The sequence below is a fragment of the Joostella sp. CR20 genome (genome assembly GCF_038433465.1).
Taxonomy (GTDB): domain Bacteria; phylum Bacteroidota; class Bacteroidia; order Flavobacteriales; family Flavobacteriaceae; genus Galbibacter.
The window spans coordinates 554,305-570,616 of record NZ_JAESVF010000001.1; the positions used below are offsets into that span (position 1 = coordinate 554,305).

11 protein-coding genes are annotated in these 16,312 nt (G+C 35.7%); 4 read left to right on the forward strand and 7 right to left on the reverse strand.

Annotation, left to right across the window (positions count from 1 at the left end; all coding sequences use genetic code 11):
- Positions 1 to 192: 192 nt before the first annotated feature.
- Positions 193 to 3,657 carry a methylmalonyl-CoA mutase family protein gene (locus JMA43_RS02470; protein WP_342154603.1) on the reverse strand — a complete coding sequence of 1,155 codons (3,465 nt, stop codon included), beginning with the start codon at positions 3,655 to 3,657 and terminating at the stop codon, positions 193 to 195.
- 256 nt (positions 3,658 to 3,913) lie between these two features.
- Here JMA43_RS02470 and purU point away from each other — a divergent pair, with 256 nt between their 5' ends.
- On the forward strand, positions 3,914 to 4,768 hold the full coding sequence (gene purU, locus JMA43_RS02475) for a formyltetrahydrofolate deformylase (RefSeq protein WP_342155096.1): 855 nt from the start codon (positions 3,914 to 3,916) through the stop codon (positions 4,766 to 4,768).
- 189 nt (positions 4,769 to 4,957) lie between these two features.
- On the opposite strand, the gene JMA43_RS02480 is transcribed toward purU, so the two are convergent.
- The 3 genes from JMA43_RS02480 to prfA all read right to left on the reverse strand — a co-directional run bounded on the left by JMA43_RS02480 (position 4,958) and on the right by prfA (position 7,821).
- Positions 4,958 to 5,749, reverse strand: a complete 792-nt coding sequence (locus JMA43_RS02480) for an ABC transporter substrate-binding protein (RefSeq protein ID WP_342154605.1) — start codon at positions 5,747 to 5,749, stop codon at positions 4,958 to 4,960.
- Positions 5,750 to 5,752: 3 nt separating this feature from the next.
- Complete coding sequence (pyrF, locus tag JMA43_RS02485) at positions 5,753 to 6,562, reverse strand: orotidine-5'-phosphate decarboxylase (protein ID WP_342154607.1); 810 nt, start codon at positions 6,560 to 6,562, stop codon at positions 5,753 to 5,755.
- A 182-nt stretch (positions 6,563 to 6,744) separates the two neighbouring features.
- Positions 6,745 to 7,821 carry a peptide chain release factor 1 gene (gene prfA / locus JMA43_RS02490; protein WP_342155097.1) on the reverse strand — a complete coding sequence of 359 codons (1,077 nt, stop codon included), beginning with the start codon at positions 7,819 to 7,821 and terminating at the stop codon, positions 6,745 to 6,747.
- Between the two features lie 407 nt (positions 7,822 to 8,228).
- On the opposite strand from prfA, the gene JMA43_RS02495 reads away from it, so the two are divergent.
- Positions 8,229 to 8,879 (forward strand): ATP-binding cassette domain-containing protein, encoded by a 651-nt coding sequence (locus JMA43_RS02495; protein WP_342154609.1) that lies wholly within the window; start codon positions 8,229 to 8,231, stop codon positions 8,877 to 8,879.
- 167 nt (positions 8,880 to 9,046) lie between these two features.
- Here the strand turns inward: JMA43_RS02495 and JMA43_RS02500 are convergent, their stop codons facing one another.
- The 3 genes from JMA43_RS02500 to JMA43_RS02510 form a co-directional block, all read right to left on the reverse strand.
- Positions 9,047 to 10,930: a M1 family metallopeptidase gene (locus JMA43_RS02500; protein ID WP_342154611.1), complete on the reverse strand. Its 1,884-nt coding sequence runs from the start codon at positions 10,928 to 10,930 to the stop codon at positions 9,047 to 9,049.
- Positions 10,931 to 11,243: 313 nt separating this feature from the next.
- Entirely contained in the window at positions 11,244 to 12,875 is a 1,632-nt protein-coding gene (locus JMA43_RS02505; RefSeq protein WP_342154613.1) for a S8 family serine peptidase, read from the reverse strand.
- Positions 12,876 to 12,885: 10 nt separating this feature from the next.
- The gene (locus JMA43_RS02510; RefSeq protein WP_342154615.1) at positions 12,886 to 13,746 is read right to left on the reverse strand and encodes an MBL fold metallo-hydrolase; all 861 of its coding nucleotides are present in this window, start codon (positions 13,744 to 13,746) and stop codon (positions 12,886 to 12,888) included.
- 136 nt (positions 13,747 to 13,882) lie between these two features.
- On the opposite strand from JMA43_RS02510, the gene JMA43_RS02515 reads away from it, so the two are divergent.
- Both JMA43_RS02515 and JMA43_RS02520 read left to right on the forward strand, forming a co-directional pair.
- Positions 13,883 to 15,763: a cation:proton antiporter gene (locus JMA43_RS02515; RefSeq protein ID WP_342154617.1), complete on the forward strand. Its 1,881-nt coding sequence runs from the start codon at positions 13,883 to 13,885 to the stop codon at positions 15,761 to 15,763.
- A 1-nt stretch (position 15,764) separates the two neighbouring features.
- Positions 15,765 to 16,310, forward strand: coding sequence for a hypothetical protein (locus JMA43_RS02520; protein WP_342154618.1), 546 nt, complete (start codon positions 15,765 to 15,767; stop codon positions 16,308 to 16,310).
- The last annotated feature ends 2 nt before the right edge of the window (positions 16,311 to 16,312 follow it).

A 16,312-nucleotide genomic window follows, 5' to 3' on the forward strand; every position in this document is an offset into this window, starting at 1 on the left:
GTATAAAATATTACCGTAACTGGTTACGTAAATTTATTTTTTATATGATTTTTTTGAAATGGCGTGTAATTTTAAGCTGAAAATAAACCTAATCTTAAGGCAAAGTCCCGACTTTGGGCATAAAATATAAAGCCAAGGCTTTAACACCTTGGCTTTATATTTATACTTCGTAATTCCAAATTCAACTTTAAACTACATATTTCTACGGTACTGTCCGCCAACTTCAAAAAGGGCTTGTGTAATTTGCCCTAACGAACAAACCTTGGTGGCCTCCATTAGAGTTTCGAAAATGTTTTTATTCTGAATTGCCGCTTCTTGAACTTTTGTAATAGCTTCAGCTGATTCTTCTTTATAAACACTATGAAGTTTTTCTAAAGTTGCAATTTGCAGTTGCTTTTCAGTTTCCGTAGCACGAATTACTTCCGAAGGAATAACCGTAGGTGAACCTTTACTGCTTAAAAAAGTATTCACCCCAATAATTGGATATTCTCCTGTGTGTTTTAAAGTTTCGTAATACAAACTTTCTTCTTGAATTTTAGAACGCTGATACATCGTTTCCATAGCTCCCAATACTCCTCCGCGCTCTGTAATTCGGTCGAATTCTTGTAAAACAGCTTCTTCCACCAAGTCGGTTAATTCTTCAATAATAAAACTTCCTTGAATAGGATTTTCATTTTTAGCTAAGCCTAACTCTTTATTGATTATTAGCTGAATTGCCATTGCACGACGCACCGAATCTTCGGTAGGCGTAGTAATTGCCTCGTCGTACGCATTGGTGTGCAACGAATTACAATTGTCGTAGATGGCGTATAAAGCTTGAAGCGTTGTACGGATATCGTTAAAATCGATTTCTTGTGCATGCAACGACCTTCCTGAAGTCTGAATGTGATACTTCAACATTTGCGAACGTGCATCGGCGCCGTATTTTTCTTTTAAAGCTTTCGCCCATATTTTACGAGCAACACGACCAATAACAGCGTATTCTGGATCAACTCCGTTAGAGAAAAAGAAAGATAAATTAGGCCCGAATTTATTAATGTCCATTCCGCGACTCAAGTAATACTCCACATAGGTAAATCCGTTTGCCAATGTAAATGCCAATTGCGTAATTGGGTTGGCGCCAGCTTCTGCAATATGGTATCCAGAAATAGAAACCGAGTAGAAGTTTCGCACAGTATTTTCAATAAAATACTCTTGTACATCGCCCATTAAACGCAATGCGAATTCAGTTGAAAAAATACACGTATTCTGTGCTTGGTCTTCTTTTAAAATATCTGCCTGTACAGTTCCACGAACTTGCGCAATTGTTTTGGCTTTTATTTCTTGATACACTTCATTTGGAAGTACCATATCTCCAGTAACTCCAAGCAGCATCAACCCTAGTCCGTCGTTGCCTTCTGGCAAAGTTTCATTGGCCTCGCTTTCATCTCTAGAGAAACTTTGATATGTTGGTGGTTCACTATTTTTTTGCTGATAAATAGCTTTGATTTTTGCTTTTACCTCGTCCTCTAAACCGTTTTCTTTGATGTAAATTTCACACTGCTGATCGATGGCTGCATTCATGAAAAACCCAAGTAACATTGGTGCAGGGCCATTAATTGTCATACTAACCGATGTCATAGGATCGGCCAAATTGAAACCAGAGTACAATTTTTTGGCGTCGTCTAAACAGCAAATAGAAACCCCTGCATTTCCAATTTTTCCGTAAATATCTGGACGGTAATCTGGGTCGTTTCCGTAGAGGGTAACCGAATCGAATGCAGTAGACAAACGTTTGGCAGGCATCCCTAAACTCACATAATGAAAACGTCTGTTGGTACGTTCGGGACCACCTTCGCCAGCAAACATTCTGGTTGGATCTTCTCCTGTGCGTTTAAACGGGTACAAACCTGAAGTGTAAGGAAACTCGCCTGGTACATTTTCTTGTAAAATCCATCGTAAAACATCGCCCCATGCTTGGTATTTTGGCAGAGCAACTTTCGGAATTTGCGTATGCGAAAGCGACTCTGTATGCGTTTGCATACTAATTTCTTTATTTCGTACTTTAAAAGTGTATAATGGTGCTTTGTATTTTGCTACTTTTTCATCCCATTGCAAAATAGTTTCCCAATGATGCGGATCTAAATTTAATTTCACACGGTCAAATTCAGCAACCAAAAGTTTTACAAACTCATTATTTTCCAAAGAAACTTCGACTCCGTGTTTTGATACATCTAGTTTTGAATTGGTAACACTACAAAGCGTTTGGTATATTCCATAAAGTTTTTGAGCAACTTCAACCTGTTCATTTACCTTTTTATCGTAAGCTCTGTTATTTTCTGCAATTTCAGCTAAATAACGAGTTCTATTTGGTGGAATTACAAAAACTTTCTCACTCATTTCAGAAGAAATTTCAAAACTCGATTTTAAATCGGATTTCGTTTTTTCTTCAATTTTATGCATAATTTCTTTGTACAACGTATTCATCCCTGGGTCGTTAAACTGCGCAGCGATGGTTCCGAAAACAGGAATATCTTCTGCTTTTGCTTCCCACATTCCGTGATTACGTTGATATTGTTTTTTTACATCCCGAAGCGCATCAAGAGCACCTCTTTTATCAAATTTATTGATGGCTACCAAATCGGCAAAATCAAGCATATCGATTTTTTCCAGCTGTGTTGCTGCACCAAATTCGGGCGTCATTACGTATAAAGAAACATCTGAATGTTCTAAAATTTCGGTATCGCTTTGCCCAATTCCTGAAGTTTCTAAAATAATCAAATCGTATTGCGCAGCTTTTAAAACCTCAACTGCTTCGGCTACGTGTTTTGACAAAGCCAAGTTAGACTGACGCGTTGCCAAACTACGCATATACACACGCGGATTGTTAATGGCATTCATCCGAATACGGTCGCCCAATAAAGCGCCTCCTGTTTTTCTTTTGGATGGATCCACAGAAATAATTCCGATTGTTTTATCTTCAAAATCGTTTAAAAAACGACGTACAACTTCATCTACCAAACTACTTTTTCCAGCACCGCCTGTACCTGTAATCCCTAAAACGGGTACAGCCCCTCCTGACCTCCCCGAAGGGGAGGAATTATCCACCTTTTCAAATTCTTTTACAAAAACGTCGTGATTATTTTCAGCTAAAGAAATTAAACGCGCTATTACATTTACATTTTTTTCTTGTAAAGCTTCCGTAATATTTTGACCTTCTGGAAGTGTTAAAGATGGGATTGCATAATCAGAATTTTCAACCAAATGATCTATCATTCCTTGTAGTCCGAAAGCTCTTCCATCGTCTGGCGAGTATATTTTTGTAATTCCGTAGGCCATCAATTCTTCTATTTCTTCTGGAAGAATTACACCGCCACCGCCACCAAAAATTTTAATATTGGTAGCGCCACGTTCTTGAAGCAAATCGTACATATACTTAAAATACTCTGTGTGTCCGCCTTGGTAAGAAGTTAGTGCAATGGCATTGGCATCTTCTTGAATTGCCGTATTTACAACTTCTTCAACACTTCTGTCGTGCCCCAAATGGATTACCTCAACGCCTGTAGCTTGAATAATTCTTCGCATAATATTGATGGTAGCATCGTGACCGTCAAAAAGTGAGGCAGCAGTAACAATTCGTATTTTATTTTTTGGTGTATATGAGTTTGATTGCTTCATTTTTAATAAGATGTATTTTATACGTGTGCAATTTACAGAATTTGCATAAAAAAGGGAGATATTTTAAGAATAAGTTAATGGGTTTTTGTTCTGAAATCAGTTTATAAAAAATATCATAAAAGTATGAGCAAACTTTTATAACATTTTTAAAGAATTTGAAAGCATAAAACTTACCGAACACCTCGATAATTACAACAAAAGCTATTATTTTTGAATGAAGATAATCAACACCTTACAACCAAAACAGCTGTTTAATATGGCAAAAATAACACTCCTCATTCACTGTAAAGACACTTCTGGAATTATAGCTTCAGTGACCAATTTCATCCATAAAAACCATGGGAATATAGTGTATATCGACCAGCATGTTGATAGGCAAAACACTACTTTTTTTATGCGATGCGAAAGTGAATTCAACCCAAGAACATTTCATTACGAAAATTTCAAGTCGGCTTTTGATGATCTTATTGCTGAAAAATATGAAATGGAGTGGCAAGCTTACACGGATGATTACCAACCAAAGATGGCAATTTTTGTATCGAAATACGACCACTGCTTGTACGATATTTTAGGTCGGTATAACGCTGGAGAACTCAACGTGAAAATTCCATTTATCATTAGTAATCACGCCGATTTAAAACACATTGCCGATAGTTTTAAAATTCCGTTTTACCATATTCCAGTTTCCAAAACAACTAAGGAAACCGCCGAGCAACAACAATTAAAATTACTAGAAGAACACGGTGTCGATTTTATTGTGTTGGCGCGATATATGCAAATTATATCAGACAAGCTCATTGCGAAATATCAAAATAAAATCATCAATATTCATCATTCGTTTTTACCTGCTTTTGTTGGAGCAAAACCTTACCATTCTGCCTACAAACGCGGTGTGAAAATTATTGGAGCCACCAGTCATTATGTTACTGAAGAATTGGATGCGGGTCCGATTATCGAACAAGATGTAGCTCGCGTAACACATGCGCACTCGATAGACGATATGGTAATGAAAGGTCGTGATTTAGAAAAGATTGTTTTAGCGAGAGGTATAAAGCTTCATATTGATAGAAAAACAATGGTTTTTAATAATAAAACTATCATTTTTAGCTGATTTCTAAATTAATATTTTAAAAAACGCTCAAACAAAAACAAGTTTCCGTCAACTTAATACTTTGGTAATTTAGAGTTAACACAACTTACAAATAGTATTAAGAGATTTGCACCAGATAAGTTTCATACTGAATAGTTTGAGTTAGCAGTTAGTTAGTTTAGAAAAGCCGATTTTACCGAATCGGTTTTTTTATTTTAAACCATTTTCTAACTGTAACTCTGTGAAGTACGTATAGGCATATTTTAGTCGCGAGCCATACCAAGAAAAGTATTCGCCATCTACCAAAATAATTTTTACTGAAGGTAATTCCGATTGAATTTCTTCGATATGTTTTTGCTGAAAAGGATAAGGTTCTGACGACAAAAAGATAAAATCTAAATCGGGAATTTTCTGTAAATCTGAAAGTGTTATAACAGGATAACGCTTATTTTCAATTACGTTTTCAAACTTATTTTCTTTCAGCAAAAAATCTATAAATGTATTTTTTCCTGCCACCATCCAAGGTTTACGCCAAATAAAATAAGCTACTTTTTTACCTGTTTTATTTTTTACTGAAGCTTGAAAATTGTCTCGAGCTACTAGAATTTCATTTACTAAAACAGTTGCTTTTTCTTCCACTGAAAAGATACTTCCGTACTGTTGTATCAGTTCCAAAGCATCTTGTAAATCGAAAATATCAGAAACATGTACAGGTGCTATTTCAGATAATGTTTCGACAATTTCTTTTGTGTTTTCTTCTTTATTACACAAAATTATATCGGGTTGTAATGCTTTAATTCGGTCGTATTTTACATCTTTTGTACCGCCAACAATTGTTTTTGTTTTAAGAGCTTCTGATGGGTGTACACAAAACTTCGTAACACCAACAATGCTCTTTTCTAAACCTAAATCGAATAGCAACTCGGTTTGCGATGGCACTAACGAAATTATTCTTTGTGGTGTGTTTTTAAGGTTTATATGTCTCCCTAACTGATCTTTCAAAAACTATAAAAATGTTGCCATTTGTTGTTGAAGTTGCATTGCTTTTTCTTTTGCTTTCTCGGCAAAGTCTTTTCCGTTGGAGGCATAAATAATTCCTCTAGAAGAATTAATCAACAAACCAATGTTGTCGGTCATTCCGTATTTACAAACGTCTTCTAAACTTCCGCCTTGCGCTCCAACACCAGGCACCAATAAAAAGCTTTCAGGAACAATTTGTCTAATTACTTTTAAATATTCAGCCTTGGTTGCACCCACTACATACATTAAGTTTTCAGCATTTTTATACGTTTTAGATGTTTCTAACACTTGCTGATAGAGTGGCTTTTCACCAACATTTAGCGTTTGAAAATCAAAAGCTCCTTCGTTTGAAGTTAATGCCAACAATATGGTGTGTTTGTCTTTAAACGCCAAAAATGGCTCCACAGAATCTTTCCCCATATAAGGCGCTATCGTAACCGAGTCGAATGCCATATCTTCGAAAAATGCTTTTGCGTACATCGTGGATGTATTCCCGATATCACCACGTTTAGCATCGGCAATGGTGAACAACTCTGGGTAATTATCATTAATGTACGTTATAGTTTTTTTCAACGATTCCCAACCTTTAATTCCATAGGCTTCATAAAAAGCAATATTTGGTTTATATGCCACTGCCAATAGGTGTGTCGCATCGATAATTGCTTTATTAAATTCAAAAATAGGATCGGTTGTTTCGAGTAAATGACTCGGAATTTTATCTATATCGACATCCAAACCAATACATAAAAATGATTTTTTACTTCTGATTTGGGATATGAGTTGTTCTGTTTGCATTTGTTTTGAATATGGGTGTTGGGTATTGGGTAAATGGTGATGGGTTTTTGGGTGTTAGGTTTTGAAATTCAAGCATTTGTTCAAAGTATAATTTTTCTCTTAACGACTTCTCGACTATGCTCGAAGTGACGTTCAGGACAACATCCAAAACCCAACACCCAATACCTATTTACAACCGTAAACTACATTGTTTCGCTAGCTTCTTTAAGTTTTTCGGTATTTTCAGCTAACTTAAGTTCTTCAATTATTTTGTCAATATCTCCATTTACAATATTCGACAAATCGTATAAAGTGAGTCCAATTCTATGGTCGGTAACACGCCCTTGCGGGTAGTTGTAAGTTCTAATTTTTGCACTTCTATCACCACTAGAAACCATACTTTTACGCCTTGCAGAATCTTCTTCTTGCTTTTTGGCTAATTCACGTTCATACAAACGAGAACGAAGTACCTTAATAGCTTTCTCTAAGTTTTTATGTTGCGACTTTTCATCTTGACAACGCACCTCAATTCCTGTAGGAATATGTTGTAATTGAATTGCCGAATACGTGGTGTTTACCGACTGTCCACCAGGACCTGTTGAGGTGGTTCTGATGATTTTTACATCACTCATATCCAATTCTACATCAAACTCTTCAGCTTCTGGAAGTACCATAACTGTTGCCGCCGATGTGTGTACACGCCCTTGCGTTTCGGTTTGCGGCACACGTTGCACACGGTGCACCCCAGATTCGAATTTAAGCGTACCGTAAACATTTTCACCGTTTACCTCAAAGATAATCTCTTTGTATCCCCCAGAAGTTCCTTCGTTAAAATCTACTACGTTTACTTTCCATCCTTTGCTTTCACAATATTTGGTGTACATACGTTGTAAATCGCCCGCAAAAATACTCGCTTCATCTCCACCAGTACCAGCTCTAATTTCCATCATTACGTTTTTAGCGTCTTCAGGATCTTTTGGAATCAGTAAAAATTTAATTTCTTCTTCAAGAGGACCTAATTTTTCTTTGGCTTCTTCCAATTGCATTTTTGCCATTTCCACCATTTCAGCATCGCTTCCGTCGGCAATAATTTCTTCAGCCTCTTCTATATTTCCAGTTACCTCAACATATTCTTCGCGCTTTTTTACAAGCTCGTTAAGGTCTTTATACTCTTTATTTAATTGCACATAACGTTTCTGATCGGCAATTACATCGGGCTGAATAATCAAATCCGAAACCTCATCAAAACGTTGTTTTACAATATTCAGTTTATCTAACATAATCTTCTCTAATTCGAATTGCAAATTTACGATTATTTTTCATGATTTTATAGTTTGATAATATTGAGTTAAAATTTGATAGGATTTTATCAAACCACCATAAAAAACAATACATTTATAAAGATGAGACGCTTGTTTTTAATTTTCAATTTTTACAAAAGCTACCTGCTAATTTCGGTTTGCATCGAGTTAGTTTTACTATTTATCAACTTTCCGCTCTTGGGTATTTTACTTACAAAAGTGTTGCTGTTTGGAGGTGTATTTTTCAGTTCGCTTAAAATTGGCAATCATAACAAGTTTGTTTACTATCAAAATTTATCGGTTTCTGTAACCCAACTTTTTGTTGGCGTTTTAGTTTTCGATTTCATTATCAGCTATGTTTTATACACCACTTTAATTCCCTTCTTTTGAAATTAGAAATCGATAATATTGAGCTTTCTTATGCTGATAAAAAAATATTAGCAGGAATTTATTTTAAAAATGAAATAGGAAAAATCACAGGGGTTTTAGGACGAAATGGATGTGGAAAAAGTAGTTTGCTGAAAATTATCTTCGGAAGCTTACAACCAAAATACAAGCTTCTTCGTTTGGATGAAAAACCCGTTCTCAAAGCATTTTACAAAACCGGATTGGTTAGTTATTTACCACAACACCAGCTCTTACCTGATAATTTAAAAATTGAAGATGCCTTTTTCTTATCGACTGTAAGTTGGAGCGATTTTATAAAGATTTTTCCAAAATTTGAAAACTATAAAAAGTCAAAACCTAAAGAAGTTTCTGGCGGTGAGTTACGTGTTATAGAAACCTATCTTACCTTAAAAACAGAAGCTAAGTTTGTTTTGCTAGACGAACCTTTTTCGCATATCGCTCCTTTGTATATTGAAAAAATAATGGACATTATAAACTTCGAAAAGTCGCGAAAAGGAATCATAATTACCGATCATCTTTACGAACATGTCATTAATTTATGCGACGATTTGTATTTGTTAAAAAACGGACATACAAAGATTGTCACCACACGTCAAGACTTGGTAAATGAACATTATTTGGTGAGTTAGAAATAAAATCAAAAGCCAAGGCTTTAACACCTTGGCTTTTGATTTATTCTCGTTAAGCTTCAACAAGAAAATGTTAAACTAAGTTTGCCAAAGCTATATTGATAGTTGGTTAAAACTACTTTAGCAAACTTTTGTTTAACGAATATGCTTCTCGAGTTACGAGTTGTTTACTTTTGGTAAGTGTTGTTCGAACGATCAACATCGGCCATAAGCCCAGAAGGATCGATAACAATTCCCTTAATGCTACTTTGTGGCGCATCAATTGTAAACGTATACGTTGGATATGCCCAAGCCCAATCTGGTAATAAAACTCTTTCTACACCTTGATATGGGTTTTCTTTTTCTCCGTGCATCATTTGTAAAGGCGCGTAGTAATATTTAGACGAACCGTCATTAAAAAGTACCATTACATCTATCGGCATTGGCATCATTCCTTTGCGCTCCATCTCTACGGTTGTTTTTCCTTTTTCTTCTGAAACATTTTTAATAGCGTAGTCAATTTTATTTGTAGTTTTTGTCCAGTCGGTTAAATACCAATCTAACTGCATTCCAGAAACTTTCTCTGCACTACGCTTAATATCGTTTGGCGTTGGATGCTTAAATTTAAAGTCGTTGTAATACTTCTGAAGTGTTTTCATTACATTTTCTTGACCAATAACATATCCTAATTGCGCTAAGAAAACTTCTCCTTTGCTATATGCCGAAATACTGTAAGATCTGTTGTAGTGATATCTATCCGCATGAGTTGTTTGCGGTTGCTCTTGTCCAGAATTTGCTAAATAAAGATACCCTTTGTAAGCTCCTTCAAACGGATTCGCTTTGTTTTCATCCATGATTTCATTCATACATAAATCAGAAATAAATGAAGTAAAACCTTCGTCCATCCACTCGTGCTTCGATTCATTTGAAGCTAATAAATGCTGAAACCAAGAATGTGCGAACTCGTGCGCCGTAACACCTACAAGGCTTCCAAATTTACGCTCACCTGTAATTAAAGTACACATTGCATACTCCATTCCGCCGTCACCACCTTGAATAACTGAGTATTGTTTGTATGGATATTTACCTACATTTTTGTTGTAAAACGCAAGCATCTCAGCAGTTTTAGGCTGTAAGTTTTTCCAGTTTTCTTTGATAGCTTCATTGTCTTTGTAGAAAAAATGAAGTGTAGTTCCGCTAGGAGTTTCTAAAGTATCGTGAATAAATTCTGGATCGGCACCCCAAGCAAAATCGTGAACCATTGGCGCTACAAAATGCCAAGTAAGAGTTTTTCCTTTTACTTTTTTCTGAGTTTGTCCTTCTTTAAGATATCCGTGACCTACTTCCTCTGGGTTTTGCAAATATCCTGTTCCACCAACAACATAGTCTTTGTCTAGTGTTAATTTCACATCAAAATCACCCCAAACACCTTGAAACTCGCGTCCAATGTATGGGTCTGGATGCCATCCTTCAAAATCGTATTCTGCCAATTTAGGATACCACTGCGTCATAGAAAGCGCAACACCTTCAGCATTATTTCTTCCACTTCTTCGGATTTGCTGTGGCACTTGCCCATTAAAATCCATATCGAAAGTAACAGTCTGCCCAGGTAAAATAGGCTTGTTCAGTGTAACTTCAAGAATAGTTCCTTCTTCGTTGTACTCAATATTTGTTCCGTCTTGTTTTAAACTACTAACTCTTAAATACCCTATTTCTGAAGGAGACAATTTGCTAATTCTATCGCCAACTCTTTTGTCTGGGTCTTGAATGGTACGACTTCTCACGTCCATTTCGCTTCCTGGCTGAAAAGCATTAAAAAACAAATGGTAAAAAACCGTTTGTAACGTGTCTGGCGAATTATTAGTGTATTTTAATTTTTGAGTTCCTGTATATTGATATGTTTTTACATCCATATTTACATCCATGGTGTAATCAACATGTTGTTGCCAATACGTAGTAGAATTTGGTTGTTCTACAGCTTGCGAATTGTTTTTTGTTGGTGTAGGGGTTGCAAAAGTTTGTGTGAGCATTGCAACACTTAAACCTATTGCTGTAATAAATGTTCGTTTCATGTGTTCGTTTTTAATGTTTTACATTGGTCACATGGAACCTTTGTTGAAGCTGTCTAAAAAGAGTTGTTTTACGTCAAACTGAGCTTGACTCAGTTTCTCATAATTTCTGAAATAAAATGACGGTTTTAAATACTTTTTATACAGTTTCAAGTCGGTTTCATCTGTTAGTATTTTGAGTTTTAGTTTGTTTAAAACAAAGTCGAAAAATATAACTTTTTGAGGAATTATACCTTTCGACTTTATGTTTTTGGCCTTTTTAAGTTTTATACTGAAGTTTTACATCAGTTTTAAAAAAGCTATTTTTTATGCTGAATTACAACTTTACCTGCCCTTTTGAAACTTTATCTGCAAGAATCATAGCGTTGTATAAATTCACCATTTTTCCAGATTTTGAAGCTTCTTTAAAAGGCTTTTTGTAGTTAGGATTTCCTCCTAAAATTACATTTGCTGTTGAAGTAAGTCCAGATTGCATTATAATTTGTTTTACTTCTGCTGCTTTTAATGAAGGGTAATAAGCTCTAATTAAAGCTGCAACTCCTGCTACTGCTGGTGCTGCCATTGAAGTTCCTTGTAAATATTCGTAACCATTGTTTGGCGTAGTTGCCCAAATTTTTGTTCCAGGTGCAAATACATCCACATTGTCTTTTCCGAAGTTAGAAAAAGTAGCCACCATTTCTGGTCCGTATTTGTAATTTAAAGCTCCAACAGTTAAAAAGTTGTCTGCAATTTCTGCAGTATTGTTTTCATTATCGTTTGGATATACGTTGTTTTCATCCAAATCTAACGACTCGTTTCCTGCTGCTTTGATAATTAAAACATCTTTTGAAGCTGCATATTTAATAGCATCCCAAACCCACTCTTTGTGTGGAGAGTAGTATTTACCAAAACTACCGTTGATAACTTTTGCTCCATTATCTACAGCATAACGAATTGCCAAAGCAACGTCTTTATCGTACTCATCTCCGTTTGGAACAGTACGAACTGCCATAATTTTTACGTGGTCTGCAACCCCGTTCATTCCAACTTTATTGTTGCGTTCTGCAGCAATAATTCCCGCAACGTGTGTACCGTGTTTTGCATGCTCTTTATCACCAATAACATCGTTGTTTCCGTAGTCAACATCGGTAATATCTTCTGGATTATCTCCAACGATACTTCTTCCGTCGAAATCTTTGTTTAGGTTGTAATTTAATTGGTCTGTAAAGTACTCAATCCCTTCACCTAACTCTTTTTTTACATCTGCTACAGAATCTTCAAATTCAAACATTTGTAACATCATTGCTTTTCCAGCTTGTGCTTGTGGCGTTGCTGCTTTGTAAGCTTCTAAATCTTCTTTTGTGTAAACTTCTTTTCCTATTTCTTTCTGAATAAACGCATCGGCTTCATTTACAGAAGTAAGAATTTGCTCGTAACGTGTTTTATTCTGAAGTGCTTCGTTGTATTTTTTATCGTATTCTGCTGCTGCTTTTTTATAAAGCTCAGAACCGTCGTCTCCTTTGGCTAGAATACGCACAAACTCCAATTGCTCGTTGTTTGCTTCTCCTAAGAAATTCCATCCGTGAATATCATCTACAAAACCATTATTATCGTCGTCGATACCATTTCCAGCTATTTCATCTTCATTCGTCCAAATTACATTTTTAAGGTCTGGGTGCTCGATATCAACACCAGAATCTAACACTCCAACAATAACAGTAGTCGGATTTAAATCTTTCACTTTATTAAAAATATCGGCGTATGCTTTGTCTACACTCATCCCAGGGATTGTATCGGTAAGCAAATCTTTATGTCCCCAATCTTTTAACTGCGTATCGGTAAGTGGGTCCACTTTTAGAACTACCGAATCGATATTTTCTTCTGGAGTTAAAACAATAGCAGGAGATCCACATCCTACAAGTAATGATGTTGCGATGGCACAATATGCAACGGATTTTTTAATAGTCATTGTTAAGTATTTAAATAAATAATTCGTTAAATAAAAAGGTTTCTTTGAGTCGAACACCTTTTTCTGTTTTTTGTAGGGTACACACTTGGTTGTGTGCATCGTGCTGCAGCAATAAGTGATAATTATTTTCAGCAGCAATATTTAAAAATTTTTCTTTTTCGGTTAAAGTTAGCAAAGGCCTTGTATCGTACCCCATTACGTATGGAAGCGGAATATGCCCCACGGTTGGAAGTAAATCGGCCATAAAAACCAATGTTTTATCTTGGTATTTTATATGCGGAATCATTTGTTTATCTGTATGTCCGTTTACAAAAAGCACATCAAAACCAAGTTCGGCATTTGCTAAAAAATCGTTTTCAGGAACAGGCAGAAAGTTTAATTGTCCGCTTTCCTGAATCGGAAGAATATTTTCGGATAAAAAAGAAGCTTTTTCGCGAGCGTTAGGTTTGGTTGCCCATTCCCAATGGTTTTTGTTGGTCCAAAATCGAGCGTTTTTAAAAGCAGGTTCATAGCCCGTTTTGTTATTATTCCATTGAATGCAGCCTCCGCAGTGATCAAAATGAAGATGTGTTAAAAAAACATCGGTGATATCGTCTCTATGGAAACCGTGTTGTTGCAACGAATTGTCTAGGTTGTCGTTTCCCCATAAATAATAATACCCAAAAAATTTATCCGACTGTTTGTTGCCTAAACCAGTATCTATTAATATCAGCCGATCGCCATCTTCTATCAACAAAGAGCGCGCAGCAATATCAATCATATTATTTTTATCGGCAGGGTTTGTTTTGTTCCACAAAGATTTTGGCACTACACCAAACATAGCTCCTCCATCTAACTTAAAATTCCCTGTTTCAACGGTATACAACTTCATGAAATATGTTATAAGAATAACAAGCCGCAAATTAAGAAAAGGGAATAACATTCGAGATAAACCACTGTTTTATTAAATGTTTTTTAACATTTTTTTACTATTATTGAAGTTATATTCGCTGAACAATCAAAAATATATGATAGAGCTTGCTGGAATTGTAATATTGGGGATTATTGCACAATGGGTAGCATGGAGGTTTAAAATTCCTGCTATTTTACCCCTTATCTTGATAGGAATGTTTGTAGGGCCTATATCGACTATGTTTACCGAAGACGGTACAAAACTCATAGAACCAATATGGAACCCAGAACTAGAAAAAGGTCTTTTTCCAGGAGAAGGACTCTTCCATTTTGTGTCGTTGGCAATTAGTGTTATTCTTTTTGAAGGTGGATTAACTTTAAAAAGAAACGAGGTTTTAAATGTGGGGCCTGTTATCTTTAAACTGATAACCATTGGAACCGTAGTTACCTTTATGGGAGCAGGTTTGGCAGCACATTTTTTATTCAATTTAAGCTGGCCAATTTCGTTTTTATTTTCAGCATTAATTATTGTTACGGGACCTACGGTAATTACTCCTATTTTGAGGAATATTCCACTTAAAAAAGATATTTCTGCCGTTTTAAAATGGGAAGGAATTTTAATCGACCCTATCGGTGCAGTAGCAGCAGTATTAGTTTTTGAATTTATTTCTATCGGAAAAGGAACCGAGTATACACAGCAGGCATTAATCGAGTTTGGAAAAACAGTTGTGGTTGGGTTTTCAATCGGATTTTCGTTTGCCTACGCATTGTATTTTGCCATCAAGAAAAACGCCATTCCTCACTTTTTAATGAATGTGGTTTCGCTATCTTTTGTTATCGGAGTTTATGTACTTTCAGAACAGTTTGCACACGAGTCGGGCTTACTTTCTGTAGTAGTTATGGGGATGGTTTTAGGAAATATCGACCTACCAAACTTAAAAGAATTGCTCTACTTTAAAGAGTCGTTGAGTGTGTTACTCATCTCCATCCTCTTTATTTTACTTTCGGCAAACATCAATATGCAAGACTTGTATTTATTATACAACTGGAATACGCTTATACTTTTTGGATGTGTTGTTTTCTTGATAAGGCCACTTGGCGTTATGTTGAGTACGATAAATTCTGGATTGCAAACCAACGAAAAAGCCTTTATTAGTTGGGTTGGCCCTCGTGGTATTGTAGCCGCAGGTATTGCTTCGCTTTTTGGTGGGCGCCTTGTTTTAGAAGGAGAACCAGGAGCCGAATACATTACGCCACTGGTGTTTATGATTGTGTTAGGAACAGTACTTTTAAACGCAACAACCGCAAGAATGTTTGCAAAAATTTCGGGAGTTTTCTTGAAAGAATCTACAGGAATTTTAATAGTTGGTGCGTCGCAAGTTTCTAGAATTATTGCCAAATATTTACAGAAAAATGGGCGCCATGTAGTGCTTATCGATAGTAACAAAGAAAATGTTGAAAGAGCGCGCGGTATGGATTTGGATGCTGAAGAAGCTAATATTTTCTCAGACGATTTAACCAACAATATCGAGTTAAACGACATTGGATATTTAATGGCTTTAACGGCAAGTGAAGAAGTTAACAAACACGCCATCGAACGTTTTAAAGACCAATTGGGAGAAAACGGTGCCTTTAGATTAATTACTCCTGAAGAAATGAAAAGTCCTAATTTAGAAATGGTAGAACTGCTCTTTTCTAAAAAAGACGATTATATTAATTTAAGTGAAGTAGCGCGTGATTATCCGAAAATCAACGAGATTAAATTACAATCGAAACAACACTTTTTAGAAGAAATTCAAAAACTCAATAACGAAAAAGATGCTATTCCGATTTTCATCAAAGATGGCAACGGAGAGCTTCACATCATCGCATCGTACACCAATAACATGGAAATTAAAGAGGACGACAAACTTGTTTACCTCGGAAAACCAATGGATGTAATGGATGTTAAAACAGATAAAGAGGAAGAAAAAGCTACCTCAGCAGAAACAAATTAAGATGAAAAAACTCTTAGTAAAATTATGCATAGCAATTGCCTTTGTTATTGGAGTAACCGATACTGGTTTTACACTGTTTAACAAAAACAAAAAGCAGTTCAATATCAACAAATACAGTGTGTCAACGGAGTTTTCTACGGAAGTAATTCCTGAAGGTTATGCAGAGATTAAAACCGATTCTACGCTTAGCAATAAATTTATGGTGAGCACCAAGTTTCATTCAGTTGATGAAACAATTTTAAAAGTCGAAAAACCAAATGCGGGAGCTATTCATAAAACGGTTTACAAAGATTTCCACTCCGATGTGTTTGTGTATTTTGAGGACAAACTTATTTTTAAACAACGAATTGAAAAAGATTCTTTCCCTACGGAAGACAATACTGCATTAGCCGCATCTTATATGCAAGCGTTTCAATTAAACGAAGTAGCTTCCACTGAAAATCAAATTGTTTTTTCGGTAAGTTTCCATAATCCTTCCGAAGAAAAATATTTGGATTACGAATTTATCGTTGATAAAATTGGAGATTATTATATTAAGAAAGTATAAAA

Coding starts and splice junctions, on each gene's coding strand:
- JMA43_RS02470 (WP_342154603.1), bottom strand. CDS start 3,657: ATGAAGCAATCAAACTCATATACACCAAAAAATAAAATACGAATTGTT.
- purU (WP_342155096.1), top strand. CDS start 3,914: ATGGCAAAAATAACACTCCTCATTCACTGTAAAGACACTTCTGGAATT.
- pyrF (WP_342154607.1), bottom strand. CDS start 6,562: ATGCAAACAGAACAACTCATATCCCAAATCAGAAGTAAAAAATCATTT.
- prfA (WP_342155097.1), bottom strand. CDS start 7,821: ATGTTAGATAAACTGAATATTGTAAAACAACGTTTTGATGAGGTTTCG.
- JMA43_RS02500 (WP_342154611.1), bottom strand. CDS start 10,930: ATGAAACGAACATTTATTACAGCAATAGGTTTAAGTGTTGCAATGCTC.
- JMA43_RS02505 (WP_342154613.1), bottom strand. CDS start 12,875: ATGACTATTAAAAAATCCGTTGCATATTGTGCCATCGCAACATCATTA.
- JMA43_RS02510 (WP_342154615.1), bottom strand. CDS start 13,746: ATGAAGTTGTATACCGTTGAAACAGGGAATTTTAAGTTAGATGGAGGA.
- JMA43_RS02515 (WP_342154617.1), top strand. CDS start 13,883: ATGATAGAGCTTGCTGGAATTGTAATATTGGGGATTATTGCACAATGG.
- JMA43_RS02520 (WP_342154618.1), top strand. CDS start 15,765: ATGAAAAAACTCTTAGTAAAATTATGCATAGCAATTGCCTTTGTTATT.